Consider the following 15,283-nt stretch of genomic DNA (forward strand, 5'->3'; position numbering starts at 1 on the left):
GTGGACTTATCTCAGAAGACCACTGGAGGTTCTGAATAGTGAATACTCGATTCGATGGACTAGCGGCCGCCGCTGCCCTTGCATGCATCATCTCTCGGCAGGCTGTGCGATATCCTCATCCCGAACTGACCCGTCAGCTCCCAAATTGTCGACCTCCGAGGCTTGCCTGTCCTTGGAGAACACCATGGACCGGGCCAGCCTGTCGTGGCCGGTGGCCAATCAACCCGTGAGCCGCGAGAGCGCAGATTTGCTTCTTCAAGGCTTTGAAGAAGTGGCCGCGCGCACTGACGGGGATTTACGCACGACCCTCGACGCACGGACAGATCGCGGGCCAGCCAGCCATCTATAAGCAGTTAGCCGGTGAGACCACCGGCGAGATGATTACCACCCAAGCCTTTGACCCGTACGTCTGCACGCTTTATCCCTCAGTCGTGCACCCTAGGCAATCGTCCGGCTACGGCTCGGTCGGAGCCAAGCCCTATACCAAATGCCTGGTCGGAACGCCCAGTCAGATCAGCCACAGCAGCGTGCTGTACATCGTGGAATGGGGTGGTCTTTCCTGGGTCCCCATGGCGAGCAGAGGTCAAACGGGCTATAACACTCGTACCCTGACGCTGACTTCTCTCGAGTGGTTCTGTAAGAACTGGAACACGTCGACGTTCGTGCAAACAACGAACGGAACCAGCGTGCAGGCGGGACGGACGTATTACTCATCAGTTTCGACGGTGAAGACCCCATTGAGCTGCGGCAAATAGCCTCCCACAAGCACACGATTGACGGTGCCGCGCCGAAGAGCGCGGTGCCCTCACCGTTTCAGCGGGGTTTCGGTATTGACGAGGACAAGTCGGTGAAGGGCGTGACATGAAGAGTTTCGAGCTCCGGGAGCGCTTCCACTTCAGACAGGACAGCGGAGGGCACTCCGAGAACGCTGGAGTCAAGGTCGATACTCGTGCCAAGGCACCAGCTTCCGTCTGCCGGCCACAGGTAGTTGGGCGTGAGACCGTTTCCCTGAGCCCATCCGAATGCCGGCGTCAGCATCCACCTGGCGTCGGCCAGGTCGTGGCTTTCAAGGCTGTAGAGCACGTACTGCTCGCCCTGGATGGAGACGGTGTCCCCTTGGCGGATGGCCCTTGCTGATTCACTGTCCTCTACGGCTGGCTCCCACCCTGTCCAGAACGCTGCCAGGACGGGTCCGTCAGTCGTCTTGCTGAGGACGCGGGCCAAGGCTCGGAATCCTGCGCCATCGAGGCGGCCTTCCTCAGGCGGGTACACGGTGCCAAGCCCCGGCACTGATGCCGGCTCCCCATATGCTCCGGAGAGCTCGGCCCATCTGATTCCAGGTGAGAGCCTGCGCCCCAGTGCAGTCGCGACAGCCTCCCAGCTAGCCTCGGGGGAGAAATTGTAGCCAGGAGCAGCTGTCCCGGCGGGGTGAGCTTTGTGGAGAATGCGCAGATATGACTCAAAGACGGCGGGTACGATGCCCTCGACTTTGGCCGAGCGGTCAATTTGGTTCAGCCAGTCAGCTGGACGCTGCGCTTTTTCGAGTTTCATCGAGCACCTGTTCGCATGGTCGTCTCTCGTTGTTGAGTCCAACGTACCGGGGGAAAGACCTCGACGGCGATCAGGGCATCGGCGCGGGAGGGAGGTTCTTGGCAGCGGGCCCATGGATGACAGTGCCGTCGGTAGTGAAACGGGAGCCGTGGCAGGGGCAGTCCCAGGTGGCCTCGGCGGCGTTGAAGCCGACGGTGCAGCCCAGGTGGGTGCAGGTGGCGGAGACCGCGTGGATCTCCCCATCGGCGTCCTTGTACACGGCGGTGCTCTGACCGTTGACTTTAATGACAGCCCCGTCGCCCGGCAGCAGGTCCGCTTGGCTGGACCTGCCTCCCAGTTTGCCGGCCAGGACCGCTGCCACGGTCCTGATGTTCTCCTTCACGAACCGTCTGGCGCTGGAAACCGGCGTTATCCGGTTGCTGTTGAACACCGGGGCCCACGGGTTCTCCCGGCCAGTGAGGGTGTCAGCGAGAATGAGCGCGGCAGCGGTCCCGTTGGACAAGCCCCATTTGCGCAGCCCGGTGATCACATACACGTGTTTGGCGGTGGGGGACATCAGTCCCACATACGGCAGCCCGTCGAGCGGCATGCCGTCCTGTGTTGACCAGCGGTAGGCGATCTTGTCCACGCCAAGGCGGTCGTGGGCGAATGCTGAGAGTCTGCGGTACCGTGCGGCTGTGTCGCCGGGCTCGGAGACACTGTGGCCCTCGCCGCCCGTCAGCACGTAGCTTGCCCCGTTGACGCTGGCGGTCAGAATGGAGCGCATCGGTTCGTCGACGCTGATGAAGGTGGCGTCCAGCGGTGGCGTGTCCACGCGCCCGGCCACGATGTAGGAGCGGTGCGGATGGGACCGCAGGTAGAACATGCCCTGGCCGCCCCATGGCACATTCGTGGCGACGATGATGTCGCGGGCCCGGATGGTGCCGTTGTCGGTGTTGACTACGGCAGGGGAGCCGTCATGGACGTCCTGCACGCGGGTTTCCTCGTAGACGAAACTGCCCTCGCCATTTACCGCGCGGGCCAGACCCTGGAGGTACTTCACGGCATGGATTTGTGCCTGGCCGTCGAATCGGACGGCGCCCTTGACAAGGAACGGCAGGGGCACCTCGGCGGTGAAGGTGGCCGGAAGGTCGAGCAGGGCGGCAAGGTTGGCTTCGGCGCGCACGAGGTCGAGCGCGTCATCAGTTTCGGCGTAGGTGTAATTGGCGACCCTGCGGAAGTCACAGTCGATGGCTTCGGAGGCCACAACCTGCGCGATGTGTTCAATCGCTGCCTGGTTGGCCTGCCCATAGACGCGGGCGGTGCCCGTGCCATGGCTGCGTGCAAGTTCGGTGTAGGCGAGGCGGTGGAGGGAGGTGACCTTGCCGGTTGTATGGCCGGTGACGCCCGTTCCAATGCGGGCGGTATCGATGACCGCGACCCTCCGGCCAGCCCGCTTGAGTGCCAGCGCTGCGGTGAGCCCTGCGATGCCCGCCCCGACAACTGCGACGTCGACGTCGAGATCTCCGCTCAGGACGGGAAAATCGGTGGTTCCGGCGGTCGCGACCCAGAGAGAGGCAGGTTCACCTTCGGGCCGATCACTGTTCGCTGCATCCTTCACTGCCTCACCCCAGGGTCCTGCTCTACTACCCGGCTGTGGTTTGTGCTGCGTCAGCCGCCGCCGCAGAGGGACAGCCGGCGGCCGGCCCGGGGATTTCACCCGGGGGACGGCCGCCGTCGTCGGTTTTCCACGAACCGTGGAGGAGTTACATAACGCTTTCCTTCTTCTCCATGGCATCCCGGCCCAGCCAGAGGCCCAGGCCCACCATGCCAACACCCAGGACCAGATGCAGCCAGTTGTCCGCTGTGTTGAATGGCACGAAGTTTGCGGCCGCGTTCATGTCAATGACAAGGCCGTAGATCCACAGCAGCAGGTACACAACGCCGCCGCCCAGCAGGAACCAGCGGGCCATCCGGTTTGTCCTGGCCATGGCAATGCCGGCCACGCCAAACAGCAGATGCACGATGTTGTGCAGGATGGACACTTGGAAGACGCCAAGCAGCATGGCCCCGGACTCATGTCCGGCAAAGGTCATGGCGCTGTAATTGGTGGTGACTCCCGGGATGAACCCGAGGACGCCTACCAGCAGGAAAACGGCACCAACAATCATGGCGGTGTTGTGAAGCGTCAACCCCATCATGTGGTGGTGGGCGGGGTGTGAAGCGGTAGTCATTTTGGTCTCCCATTCACGCAAACTGCCGGCTCTTCAGGTGGAGAACCGGACCGCGGCAAGGAGTCGCAGGAATCCTGCCGACGCCCACATCGTACTCCTGAAAACCGCGCCTGGGCAGGGGAAACAGTGCCTTGGGCGCCGACGGGAACATACTGCCTGCCGCTCCATCTTTTCCAGAAGTGACATGCTTGAGAGGTGACAACGCTTTCGACGCAACCGCCCCGGACCGCGCTCACCTGGAAGCTATTGCCGGCGGTCCTGCTCTCGGCATCCGGAGTGCTGCTTTTTGGCGTCGAGAATGACCTTTTTGGTTATGGGCTGCTGGCCACGAGCCTGGTGACCGCGGCACTGATCGACCGCGAGTTCGTGCGCCACCTGGTGCTGGTTGCCGGGGGAATGGTTATCATCAGCCTGGTTCCCCTGAACGCTGACCTGAGCATCACACACATGACCCTCATGGGTGGTGCCCTTGCGCTGGCCGTGCTCCTACCGTGGCTCGTGTCGCGTTTCGCCTACCGCGAGAACATCATCACCTTTCCCGTGAACACGGGCCGCCGCTGGCCGTTGAGCGCGAAACTATACCTCCTTGCTGTTGTGGCCCTTGGGTACTTTATTCTTCCGGTGTACCTGATCAGCACGGGGGTCTACCAAAACTGGCCGGACGCGTCCGACCCCACCATCTTCTGGCGGCTCTTCCTCGGTGTGAACGCTGTTGGCATTTGGGACGAGCTGTTCTTCATCTGCACCACGTTCACCCTGTTGCGGCGGCATTTCCCGGACTGGCTCGCCAACATCCTTCAGGCCGTGGTTTTTTCGTCTTTCCTTTGGGAGATCGGCTACATGGCCTGGGGGCCACTGTTGACGTTCCCGTTCGCGCTTCTGCAGGGATACACGTTCAAGCTGACGAAATCGTTCACCTATGTGGTGTCGGTGCATTTGCTCTTCGACTTCGTTCTCTTCCTCGCGCTCGTGCATGCCCACAACCGCGACTGGCTGCCGATCTTCCTCTACTGAGCCTGTTCCGCAGACACGGCCCATATTGAGGGGCCTGGATGCCTACATCACGAGCCGCAGCGGCCGTTCGCCCAGCTGTACCGTGATTTCCTGGCCCCAGGATGCCGTGAGGCGGTCCTCTTCCATGCCATCGCCGAACACGACGAGCTGGTCGGATGCAACGGTTATGTGCAGTGTTTCACCAGGCTCCAAAACACCCTCGGTCAACGAGATTCCGGTGATGGGGGAGGGCCACGCTTCGCGGACGAACCATGCCAGGCGGGTATCTGTTGGTGCGGGCAGGGGGCGTCCTCCGCGTTCGAGGGCGATTGATGCGCACCATCCTGTGGCTCCCGTGCCGGTAGAGACGATCAGGCCGGACGAGGAATGGCGCTCGGCCCGCCCATCCGGCGCGGTCAGCCGGTACCGTGCCGACTGGTGTGAGGCGTGCCCAATAAAGACCTCGTTGAGTCCCGAGAGTTCCTGGCCGTCGTCGAGCCGCGCGGTCACGGTAGTGAGCTCATGGCAGCCCAGCCGTTCCGCAGGCCAGGCCGCTGCAGCTTCCTTGAGCAGCCGTGCCGCATCCCCGGGCGTGTGACGGACCAGGATGCCCGGGTTGGCTCCGGGCTCCGGGTCTATCCCGATCACGGGCTGGCCGTTGAGGTATTTTGCCGCGTTGGCCACGAGCCCGTCCTGCCCCACCACGGCGATGACATCCTCAGGTGTGAGCAGGAAACGGCTAAGGTCCGCGCGTTCCACTTCGGCATGACGCCACTCGGTGGGAACAGCGGTCCGCAGCGACGCCAGGGCTGCGGTGAGCCGGTCATGGCGCTCCTGCACGTCCTGGATACTGCGGCCCCTGGTGCGGAGGAAGAATTCGGCCTGGCCCCGCGTGGCGTGCCGGTCCAGTAACTCCTGCAGCTCAGTCCGCCGGTGGACGATGACGAGGCGGGGGTTTGCCATGGCGTGTCCCTACTTCGTGAGTGCGGTTGGCGTCGTGGGGGTGGCGGGCTCCCTGAACAGACCTGCGAGTGCTCCGCTGAGCAGGTCCGGGGTGATGGTCAGGTTGCCGATATTCGGCAAGGACCCGGCTGCATCGCGGAGCGCCAAGGCCAGCAACGTCGCCTGCTCCATGCCCCGGTAGACCTCCATGGTGGCGGCTTCCCTGGCTGCGGCGGCCTCACCGACCAGGCGGATCTGATTTGCTTCGGCAGCGGCACCGATGTCCTTCCGTTCGGCGGATCCCCGGGCCTCGATCAGTCCCGCGGCGGCCTTTTCCTCGGCCTGGCGCCGTGCGTTGGCGCCTTCCTGGGCAACCAGCTGTTCGCGCCGGGTGGCCAGTTCGATCTGGCTCGCCATTTCGTTCTCGGAGATGGTCCGTTCACGCTCGACGGCGACGGCCCTGCGTTCGTACACGGCCCGGTCGGCTTCAGACTGCAGTTTTTCGCGGACGGGCGTCTGCAGTGCCCTTTCGACATCGGATTCCGGCCGGACCGCCAGGACCTGGACCCCGAGGATCTCAATACCGGTGGACAGGAGCCGCGCGTCGGTCCTCAGCGATTCGGTGAGGACAGTGCGGAGTTGGCTGACACCGCGCTCGAGGGCTTCGGCCAGCGTGGTGGTGGCGATCTGGTCGATTGCGTGGCTCTGGCACAACTGGCCAATGATTGTGGCCACCTGCTCGCGACCGGTGGCCGGGGCTGCACCGGCATGCTGGAGTCCGAAGTCGAGCCGGTTGGATACCGAGACGGGATCGATAAAACGGTAGGTCACGTTGGCCTGGACGCTCACGTCCTGGTGGTCCCGGGTAATGGCATGGAACAGGGTGGGCAGCTCCTGGTCATCCACGGGGACCTCGCTGAGCACGGAATTCGCCGGCCGGAACCAGAATGCCTGGCCCACCCCCTGGTGCCTGACCTGGCCTTTTTGCAGGTGGACGACGTAGCCGGTGGGGCTGCCAAGGAAGTGGCTGATCCAAGGGTAACGCTTGATGCTGGCCATGGGGTTCTCCTTATCATTTATTGTCGTCACTTCGACGATAACTAACCCTAAGGCTCACTGGAACTTATTGTCAATATGACGATAATTACCTACGATAGCTTCATGACCGAAACCCCTGCTGCGCCGGCGCGCTTTCCGGTGACTGTCGACGTCGTCGCCCTCACCGTGCGCGACGGTCAGCTGAACGTCCTCCTGATCACCCGCCTCATTGATCCCTTCCGCGGCAAACTCGCCCTCCCGGGCGGTTTCGTGCTGGCCGGCGAGGAACTGCTGGAGGCGGCCGGCCGGGAACTTGCGGAGGAGACCGGCGTCGGTCAGCTCCCGGGCCATTTGGAGCAACTGGGCAGTTACGGCCCCAAGGGGCGCGATCCGCGCGGGGATGTACTCACTGTGGCCCACCTGCTGCTCGCGCCTGACTTTCCGGTTCTCGCGGCAGGGAGCGATGCTGAACACGCGGCCTGGTACCCCGTGGGCCAGCTCCTGGATGGCGGATTGCAGCTCGCCTTCGATCACGAGCGGATCCTCGCTGACGCCTTGGAGCGGGCCAAGTCAAAGCTCGAATACTCGCCCTTGGGGGCGGCTTTTTGCGGCGAAGAGTTCACCATTGCCCAGCTCCGGGCAGTGTATGAGGCCGTCTGGGGCACCCGGCTCGACCCCCGGAATTTCCACCGCAAGGCCACAGGCACCCCCGATTTCTTGGAAGATACCGGGCGGACGACGGCGGGGGACGCCGGCCGGCCAGCGGCCCTGTTCCGCCTGGCTCCGGCAGCCCGGCCGGCAGTAGGGCAGCCGGCGCGGGCTGTACTCAACCCCCCGATCATGCGGCCGCGGGACTGAAGCCCTGCCGGGTAGGGTTTGATGCATGACGCCTGTCGCCAATTGGGGCCCACACAAAGTTGTGGCAGCGGTTGAGTCCGCACCTGGACTCCGGGGCTCCATGATCTGCGATGACCAGGGCGATCTGACACATCATAGGGGGAAACAATGACAGTACTTTTGATTGGCGGGGGCGCACTGGCCCTTCTGCTCATCGCGGGATTTATCTTCTACACCTCGAGCATCCGGTTTGCCAAGCCGAATGAGGCCATGCTCATCACCGGCAAGAGTGATCCGAATACGACGGATGAGACCTCGGATGACCAGTCCCGTGTCATCATCAACAATCGGGCGTTCGTCAACCCCATCACTGAACGCGTCAGCCACATCTCGCTGTCCTCGCGCCAGGTTGAAGTCACCATCGAAGCCATCTCCAACAATGGCATACAGCTCAAGCTGACCGGCGTTGCGCAGGTAAAGGTCGGGGGCGACAAGATTTCTGTCCGCAAGGCAGCCCAGCGGTTCCTTGACCAGCAGGATGCGATTGACCACTACACCCAGGAAACCCTCTCCGGCTCGCTTCGTTCGATCGTGGGTACCCTGAGCGTTGACGCGATCATCAAAGACCGTGCCCAGTTTGCTGCATCTGTTAAAGAGGAAGCCGAGCACTCCATGACCAACCAGGGTCTGGTCATCGATACGTTCCAGATCAAATCGGTTGACGATGCGGGCGGATACCTGAAGAACCTTGGCCGTCCGGAGGCCGCCCTGGTGGCACGGAACGCCAGTATTGCCGAAGCGAACTCCCAGCGCGAGGCGGCGGAAGCGAAGGCCCTGGCAGACCAGAAGACGGCTGAAGCTGAGCAGAAGCTGGCTCTCCGGCGCGCCGAATTGAAGCAGGAAACGGATGCCCGCCAGGCGGAGGCTGACGCCGCCGGCCCCCTGGCCCAGGCCGACCAGCAGCAGGCGATTATCCTGAAGAACCAACAGGTTGTGGCGCGCCAGGCCGAACTTCGCGAGAAGGAACTCGATATCGAGGTCCGCAAGCCTGCCGACGCCGCCAAGTACAAGGTTGAAACTGAAGCAGCGGCTGACCTTGCCCGGCGTACCCGTATCTCGGAAGCCACGAAGGTTGAAGCCGCCGCTGAACTCGAAACCCGCAAGCTCAAGGCTGCCGGCAACGAGGTCGAAGCAAAGGCCCTGGCAGCAGCCAACACTGCCAAAGGCAACGCCGAAACCGAGATCAACAAGATCCGGGGCCTTGCTGAGGCTGAAGTAACGAAGTCCAAGGGTATAGCCGAAGCCGATGTCATTGGCCTGCGTGGTACGGCTGAGGCAGGGGCCATCGAAGCCCAGGCCAAGGCGTACAGCGAGTTCAACGAGGCAGCCATCCTGAATAAACTTCTGGAGGTTCTGCCTTCCATCGCCCGGGAAATCGCTGCGCCGATGAGCGCCATCAGCAATATGACGGTCATCTCCAACGACGGCGCCGGCCAGGTGAGCAAAAATGTTTCCTCGGGTGTCCAGCAGACGGCACAGATGCTCAAGGACACCACCGGGTTCGACGTCATCGAAATGCTTAAGAACTTTGGCAATTCGGCCCCCGCCGCGTCCACCCGAGGCACCGGCAACGGCGCAGTCAAGGAACAGGCCGGACCACAGTGATCACTCCCGGACCGGGGGACGGGTTCGCCGGATAACCCGGCCGGAACCAACAGAACGCCGCGGAACCCCTTGCGGGTCCGCGGCGTTCTGGTGTCTTCGTGGCTACGTCTTCTAAGGGGCCCTGGCTCAGTACCAGTTGTTTGTGGCGCGGAAGTCGAGGGCTTTTGCCGGGGAGCCGTGGCGCTCCTTGATGTAGCTCAATCCTCTATCCACCTGGCTGGGACGCCATTTTACTGACGTGTCCCACAACTGGTTCAGGGCATTCATTTGTTCCGCGCCCCATCCATACGATGCCAGGCGGGCGATGGCATACGAGCGTGTGTCGACTGCTTCTTCTGAGGCGCCCCCTGTAGCCATAGCAGTGGGCGAGGGCGGGAGCGACGAGGCTGTTGGTGTGGGTGAGGTTGCCGGAGCCGGCGCCGTTGGGGGCGCCGCCGGTGCGGGCCCAGCCGACGACGTCGGCGCGGCCGGTGTGGCCGATGACATGACCGGTGGCTCGAGGACCACCGTGGGCGCCGGGGATGGCGGAACCGTGGCGGGCGATGCCGCGGGCATTCCGTCCAGCGTGGGAGCGTCCACTGGCATCGGGAGGTCGGCCACGGCTGGCAAGGCAGAGGCGCCGGGATCCTCACCTGGCTGGGAATCATCGGTGTCCGGGGTGGCCTGTGCCGGTGCGGCGCCCGGCGCGCCCGGGGGAGTGGAGGCGGCTGGCTGTGGTGCCGCCCGTCCGCTGCTGTACGTGGGCAGCGTCCCCTTCGTCGTGTGGGGCGCATCAGTTGCGTCGGGGGCATCTTGGGCGGAGGACTCATTGCCGAAAAAGGGCAGCTCAGTGGCCTGGCTGGCCGTTCCGACCGCAAGCACTACGGCAAGGGCGCCGGTAACGACGGCCATCCGATGACCCATGACACGAAGCGAAGCGGCCCTCCTGAGGACGCCTTGGGCGTCGGACGTGAAAGCGGATGCAATCTGTGGGCTATGTGCTGTAGCCGGCCTGCTCCTTGGGGCCGCAACGGGTGTGGCCTCTGCGGACTTCCCAGCCGCTTCGCGTCGCTCCCGGGACCGTCGCGTCGTCTCCGGCGCGGCCGCGCTTCTCAGAGCTGACGTCGTGGGTGCTACAGCTGCAATTACTTCGGTTGCAGGTGACGCGGCTTGGGCCTTGGGTGACGATTCCGGGGCAGGCGGGACCTCAAAGGCCGGGCCCCTGACTCTTCTTCGGCGCAGTGGGGCAGATGCCGCTCCTGCCGGAGTCGGCGCGGGATGCGGCATTTCTGCCCCGGAACCGGTTGGGGTGGGTGGAGTGGAGATGACCGGCGCAGTTTCTGCGCGGTGTCGCCCGGCCCGAAAAGGGCGCGACTGATCCAGCGAACGGGACATGGTATTTGCCTCTCAACGCCTGCGAAGTTAGCTGTCGGGTTCGGAAGAGGTCAACCGGCCGGCACGTTCAGGCGTGACGGCTTCACCCCAAGGACCGCTGCGAAACGGCCCGAAGACTGTGGGTCCCCCGTCTCTGCCTTACTGTGTTGGGAGCCCGGGATGTGGCAGAGCTCGGCGTCACCCCGGACGCGGCCCGATCCAGATGGGCCACCCGAAAACCGTACAGGAACCACCCCCTTAAGTCACGTTTAGGTAACAGGAATGTCCGGAGTGGTGAGTCTCCTTGCTTGCCGAGCCCATTTCTTCCGCGCGGGAGGATCGAAGAGTAGGCTGGATAGACCGTTAGGCAGTATGCGGCCGCCATTGCAGACTGGGTGTGAGTCCACCCCAGCATCCTGGAGGGATTCCCCGTGGCCGCAGCCAGCGTCAGTCTCCCCATTGCAGGCATCGCACGGCTGTGCCCGATGTCGTGTTGGACGATTCCTTATTGGATCGAGCTCCACGCAGGCGCGTCATCACTGGCCCCGGACAGTCTCCCGTGGGTTGTGACAAGCGCCCCAGCGCCTGCCCTGACGATTAAATCCGTAAAAAGTGAAGAGGAGTTGAGATGGACGCCGAGGCCGTTCTCGGGTTGATCGGTGGCTATCTGGCCACTATGGCTGGGGTGTTCCTCCTGTACGCGCCCGTCCTTATCCTTGTTGTCTGCCTGTTGATGACAGCGGGCATGCTGCAACTGTTGGCATGGCCTTTTGTCGCCCTCTTCCGGAAGTTGCGCCGGAAACCTGAACCCCCCTCGGACGGGTCCTGGCTGCTGCACTAAGTACCGTCCCAGCGCTCACCGCCAAACCAGGCTTGGTTACGCTATCCCCATGCGTGACCTCGTCATTCTTGGCACAGCCTCCCAGGTCCCCACCCGGACGCGGAACCATAACGGCTATCTGTTGCGGTGGGACGGCGAAGCCCTGCTCTTTGACCCTGGTGAGGGAACCCAGCGCCAGATGCTCCACGCCGGGGTGGCGGCCAGCCAGATCACACGCATCTGCCTGACCCATGTGCACGGCGACCATTGTTTCGGACTGCCTGGGGTGCTGTCGCGGATGGCCTTGGACGGCGTGGCCCATCCGGTCCACCTGCACTTTCCGGCTTCGGGGGAGGACCTCGTCCGTGCCCTGGTTGCGGTCAGTTCTCCCGGGATTGATTTACGGTTGTATCCGCACGGCGCCGCGGGAACCGTGGCGCCCGGGCTGGAGGTCCAGCCGCTGAAGCACCGCATCGAAACGTACGGCTACCGGCTCACCGAACCAGATGGCCACACTTTCCTTCCGGATAGGCTGGCCGCGGCAGGAATCAGGGGAGCCGACGTCGGCCGCCTGGAGCGTGAGAGAAGCCTGGGAAACGTCCGTCTTGAGGACGTGACGGTGGCCCGCCCCGGCCAGAAATTCGCCTTTGTGATGGACACCGCCCCTTGTGCGGGCGCGGAGAAACTGGCTGAGGGTGCGGATCTGCTCGTGGCGGAGTCAACATTCAGCAACGACGACGCCGGGCTCGCCAGGGAGTATCGGCACCTCACCGCCGGGCAGGCAGGGGAGTTGGCGGCCAGCGCCGCCGTCGGCACGCTGATCCTGACGCACTTCTCCTCGCGGTATGGCGATGACGTCACGCTCCTCGCCCAGCAGGCGCGGGACCGTGCCGGCGGGGCTGCCGTCACTGCCGCCCATGACCTGGACCGGATCGCTTTTCCCAAACGCCGGCAACCGCACTAAACACCAACCCCCGCAACGTCCGGCGCCCCTTGCCCGGCGCCTGACATCGGAGGAGGATGTTTGGGCATCCCAGGAGGCTCCCATGATCCAGCTTGGCAAGTTTGAGAAGTATCTGATCGAGGAATTCTTCGACGATTACCGTGCCGGGGACATGACCCACCGCACGTTTACCCGCAGGGTCGCTTTCATCACCGGAAGCATGGCGGCGGCCTCGGCCGCAATGTTGCTCGTGGGCTGCACCCCCGAAGAAGTCCCGCGCAGCACCGACCCCATGCCCAACCCCTCTCCAACGTCCTCGGCGGCAGGCAACGGCACCGCGGCCGCCGGTGCCGTCCCCGGAGCCAAGAGCCCGCTCTCCGTTCCCGAGGGAACAGCAGGGCTGACGACGTCGACAATCACCTTCCCCTCCAGCGGCACCGACATCAGGGGCTACCTTGCCCGGCCCGACGGGGGAGCGGCCGGTCCTGCAGTGCTGGTCTGCCACGAGAACCGCGGACTCACCCCGCACATCCAGGACGTTGCCCGGCGATTCGCCAAAGCAGGCTACAGTGCGCTGGCCCTGGACCTGCTCAGCAGGGAGGGCGGGACGGCGGGGATGGATGCCGACGCCGTACCTGGTGCGCTGACGGGCGCCGGCGCCAATCGCCACGTGGCCGATTTCGCCGCTGCCTTTGACTACCTGGCGTCACAGGACTTCGTGGACCCGGCGAGGATCGCCATGAACGGTTACTGTTTCGGCGGCGGAATCACGTGGCAGGCGTCGACGGAGCTCAGCGGGCTCGCAGCCACGGCCGCTTTCTACGGCCCGGCACCGGACCTCAACAAAGTCCCAGCCATCAAGGCAGCGGTCTTCGGCGTCTATGCCGAGCGGGACCAGCGGATCACGGGGGCCATGCCGGCACTGAAGGACGCGTTGGCGGCCAACAACATCACGCACCAGCTGACCGTTTACCCGGGCGTGGACCACGCCTTCCACAACGACACCGGCGAACGGTACAACGAGGCCCAGGCAACGGCGGCCTGGAACGACACCTTGGCGTGGTTTAAGCAGCACGTCTGACGCGCGGCGTCACCCGATGGGATGGCCGTGGTGGCACGTGGTTTGCCCGTCCGGTATCTCATGTCCCTGGATGCAGGTCACGGTGGGCGGCTGGGGAAGGTCATGGGCGAGGAAGAAGAGACTGCTCCGCCCGTGTTCAAAACCCGCATCCTCCCTCTTCAGCCAGGGCCGGTGGCTGTGTTTGGCTGAATCGGGCGGTTTCTGTTCCTCGTGCTGATGATGCCCGAACGGATTCTTGACCATGGGTACCGCGACCTTCCCATTACCCTGACTGCCCTTGGGCAGCGATGAACCGGTACGAAAGATTTTACGCGCCGGTCCCGCCGCAGGCGCGGGTAGTCTTGAAAGATGAGCACCACAACGCCAACAACGCTCACCTTCGATGGCCGCTTCGCCCGGGAGTTCGAGGAGCTTGCTGTACCCTGGCAGGCCGAGGAAGCTCCGTCCCCGCAACTCCTCGTGCTGAACGAGCCGCTGGCCAGCGAACTTGGCCTGGATCCGGCGTCGCTGCGGACCCCGGAGGGGACGCTGATGCTCATCGGCAACCGGGTCCCGGAAGGTGCCACGCCTGTGGCCCAGGCATACGCCGGGCATCAGTTCGGAGGCTATTCGCCACTCTTGGGAGACGGGCGCGCCCTCCTGCTGGGGGAGGTCACGGATATTCACGGGCGCCTCCGCGATGTGCACCTCAAGGGCTCGGGCCGTACCCCGTTCGCCCGTGCCGGTGACGGCCTCGCCGTCGTCGGTCCGATGCTGCGCGAATACCTCGTCAGTGAAGCCATGTATGCCATGGGCATTCCCACCACACGGTCGCTTGCCGTCGTGGCCACTGGACGGCCAGTCCGCCGCGAAACCATGCTTCCCGGGGCTGTGCTGACCCGCGTCGCGAGCAGCCACCTGCGTGTGGGCAGCTTCCAGTTCGCCCGGGTCAACGGCGACCCGGAGCTCCTCCGTCGGCTGGCCGACCACGCGATCAGCCGCCATCATCCGGACGCCGCGAAGGCGGACCAGCCCTATCTCGCGCTGTTCGATGCAGTCATCGCCGCCCAGGCGTCACTGGTGGCCAAGTGGATGCTCGTTGGATTCGTCCACGGGGTAATGAACACGGACAACATGACCATCTCGGGCGAGACCATCGACTATGGACCGTGCGCTTTTATGGATGCCTTTAACCCCGGTGCGGTCTACAGCTCCATCGACGCCGGCGGACGCTACGCCTACGCCAATCAGCCACTCATCGCTGAATGGAACCTCACCCGGCTGGCCGAGGCGCTTCTGCCCCTGCTCCACGAGGACCAGGAGCAGGCCGTTGCGCTCGCTGTGGAGTCACTCGGCGCGTTCCGCAAGCTGTACAGCACGGCCTGGTCCGCCGGGATGAAATCCAAGCTGGGGCTCGGCGCGGAGGCAAGGGACGACGAAGCGGGGCCTCTGGTGAATGACCTGCTCGCATTGCTTGAAGAGGGGGAGGTTGATTACACCTCGTTCCTCCGGGGCCTCGGGTCCGCAGCCCGCGGTACACCCGATGCAGCCCGAACCATGTTCACGGATCCGGGAGCATTTGACGCCTGGGCCAAGAAGTGGCTCGCCCTGGCACCGGACGCAGACATGATGGACCGGGTGAACCCTGTCTACATCCCCAGGAACCACTTGGTGGAAGAAGCCCTGGGCGCCGCTACCGCAGGCGACCTGGACCCGTTCCACCGCCTGGTGGACGTCCTGACGCAGCCGTACACCGAGCGCCCCGGCCTGGAACGCTACGCCGGTCCCGCGCCTGTTGACTTCGGCAGCTACCGGACGTTCTGCGGAACCTGAGCGAACAAAAACGGGGGACGACGGCGACAGGCGGC

14 protein-coding genes and 1 riboswitch are annotated in these 15,283 nt (G+C 64.1%); of the genes, 8 read left to right on the forward strand and 6 right to left on the reverse strand.

Annotation, left to right across the window (positions count from 1 at the left end; all coding sequences use genetic code 11):
* The first annotated feature begins 263 nt into the window (after positions 1-263).
* Entirely contained in the window at positions 264-755 is a 492-nt protein-coding gene (locus tag ACLKOZ_RS06360) for a hypothetical protein (protein ID WP_436473681.1), read from the forward strand.
* Positions 756-813: 58 nt separating this feature from the next.
* Here ACLKOZ_RS06360 and ACLKOZ_RS06365 read toward each other — a convergent pair whose 3' ends face one another.
* From ACLKOZ_RS06365 to ACLKOZ_RS06375, 3 genes are all read right to left on the reverse strand, one after another.
* Positions 814-1,551, reverse strand: a complete 738-nt coding sequence (locus tag ACLKOZ_RS06365; RefSeq protein WP_436473682.1) for a hypothetical protein — start codon at positions 1,549-1,551, stop codon at positions 814-816.
* Between the two features lie 70 nt (positions 1,552-1,621).
* Positions 1,622-3,151 carry an FAD-dependent oxidoreductase gene (locus tag ACLKOZ_RS06370; RefSeq protein WP_436473684.1) on the reverse strand — a complete coding sequence of 510 codons (1,530 nt, stop codon included), beginning with the start codon at positions 3,149-3,151 and terminating at the stop codon, positions 1,622-1,624.
* Positions 3,152-3,296: 145 nt separating this feature from the next.
* Positions 3,297-3,764, reverse strand: coding sequence for a DUF4383 domain-containing protein (locus ACLKOZ_RS06375; RefSeq protein WP_337348148.1), 468 nt, complete (start codon positions 3,762-3,764; stop codon positions 3,297-3,299).
* Between the two features lie 195 nt (positions 3,765-3,959).
* Here ACLKOZ_RS06375 and ACLKOZ_RS06380 point away from each other — a divergent pair, with 195 nt between their 5' ends.
* Positions 3,960-4,778 (forward strand): CPBP family intramembrane glutamic endopeptidase, encoded by an 819-nt coding sequence (locus tag ACLKOZ_RS06380; protein ID WP_376046518.1) that lies wholly within the window; start codon positions 3,960-3,962, stop codon positions 4,776-4,778.
* A 42-nt stretch (positions 4,779-4,820) separates the two neighbouring features.
* Here ACLKOZ_RS06380 and ACLKOZ_RS06385 read toward each other — a convergent pair whose 3' ends face one another.
* A complete protein-coding gene (locus ACLKOZ_RS06385) occupies positions 4,821-5,720 on the reverse strand; it encodes a hypothetical protein (protein WP_436473687.1) in 900 nt (299 codons plus the stop codon).
* A gap of 9 nt (positions 5,721-5,729) precedes the next feature.
* Complete coding sequence (locus ACLKOZ_RS06390) at positions 5,730-6,758, reverse strand: SPFH domain-containing protein (RefSeq protein ID WP_436473689.1); 1,029 nt, start codon at positions 6,756-6,758, stop codon at positions 5,730-5,732.
* Positions 6,759-6,833: 75 nt separating this feature from the next.
* Between ACLKOZ_RS06390 and ACLKOZ_RS06395 the strand changes: the two genes are divergently transcribed.
* Positions 6,834-7,595 (forward strand): NUDIX hydrolase, encoded by a 762-nt coding sequence (locus tag ACLKOZ_RS06395; RefSeq protein ID WP_436473691.1) that lies wholly within the window; start codon positions 6,834-6,836, stop codon positions 7,593-7,595.
* Between the two features lie 147 nt (positions 7,596-7,742).
* Positions 7,743-9,239: a flotillin family protein gene (locus ACLKOZ_RS06400; RefSeq protein WP_436473693.1), complete on the forward strand. Its 1,497-nt coding sequence runs from the start codon at positions 7,743-7,745 to the stop codon at positions 9,237-9,239.
* Positions 9,240-9,365: 126 nt separating this feature from the next.
* Here the strand turns inward: ACLKOZ_RS06400 and ACLKOZ_RS06405 are convergent, their stop codons facing one another.
* Entirely contained in the window at positions 9,366-10,130 is a 765-nt protein-coding gene (locus ACLKOZ_RS06405; protein WP_436473694.1) for a hypothetical protein, read from the reverse strand.
* 485 nt (positions 10,131-10,615) lie between these two features.
* Positions 10,616-10,776: riboswitch (cyclic di-AMP (ydaO/yuaA leader) on the reverse strand.
* A 444-nt stretch (positions 10,777-11,220) separates the two neighbouring features.
* On the opposite strand from ACLKOZ_RS06405, the gene ACLKOZ_RS06410 reads away from it, so the two are divergent.
* The 4 genes from ACLKOZ_RS06410 to ACLKOZ_RS06425 all read left to right on the forward strand — a co-directional run bounded on the left by ACLKOZ_RS06410 (position 11,221) and on the right by ACLKOZ_RS06425 (position 15,248).
* On the forward strand, positions 11,221-11,433 hold the full coding sequence (locus ACLKOZ_RS06410) for a hypothetical protein (RefSeq protein ID WP_337348141.1): 213 nt from the start codon (positions 11,221-11,223) through the stop codon (positions 11,431-11,433).
* Between the two features lie 49 nt (positions 11,434-11,482).
* Positions 11,483-12,376: a ribonuclease Z gene (locus ACLKOZ_RS06415; RefSeq protein WP_436473696.1), complete on the forward strand. Its 894-nt coding sequence runs from the start codon at positions 11,483-11,485 to the stop codon at positions 12,374-12,376.
* A gap of 82 nt (positions 12,377-12,458) precedes the next feature.
* Positions 12,459-13,436 (forward strand): dienelactone hydrolase family protein, encoded by a 978-nt coding sequence (locus tag ACLKOZ_RS06420; protein ID WP_436473698.1) that lies wholly within the window; start codon positions 12,459-12,461, stop codon positions 13,434-13,436.
* Positions 13,437-13,784: 348 nt separating this feature from the next.
* Positions 13,785-15,248, forward strand: coding sequence for a protein adenylyltransferase SelO (locus ACLKOZ_RS06425; RefSeq protein ID WP_436473700.1), 1,464 nt, complete (start codon positions 13,785-13,787; stop codon positions 15,246-15,248).
* Positions 15,249-15,283 lie beyond the last annotated feature (35 nt).

The organism is Arthrobacter sp. R4, from assembly GCF_051365025.1.
Lineage (GTDB): Bacteria > Actinomycetota > Actinomycetes > Actinomycetales > Micrococcaceae > Arthrobacter.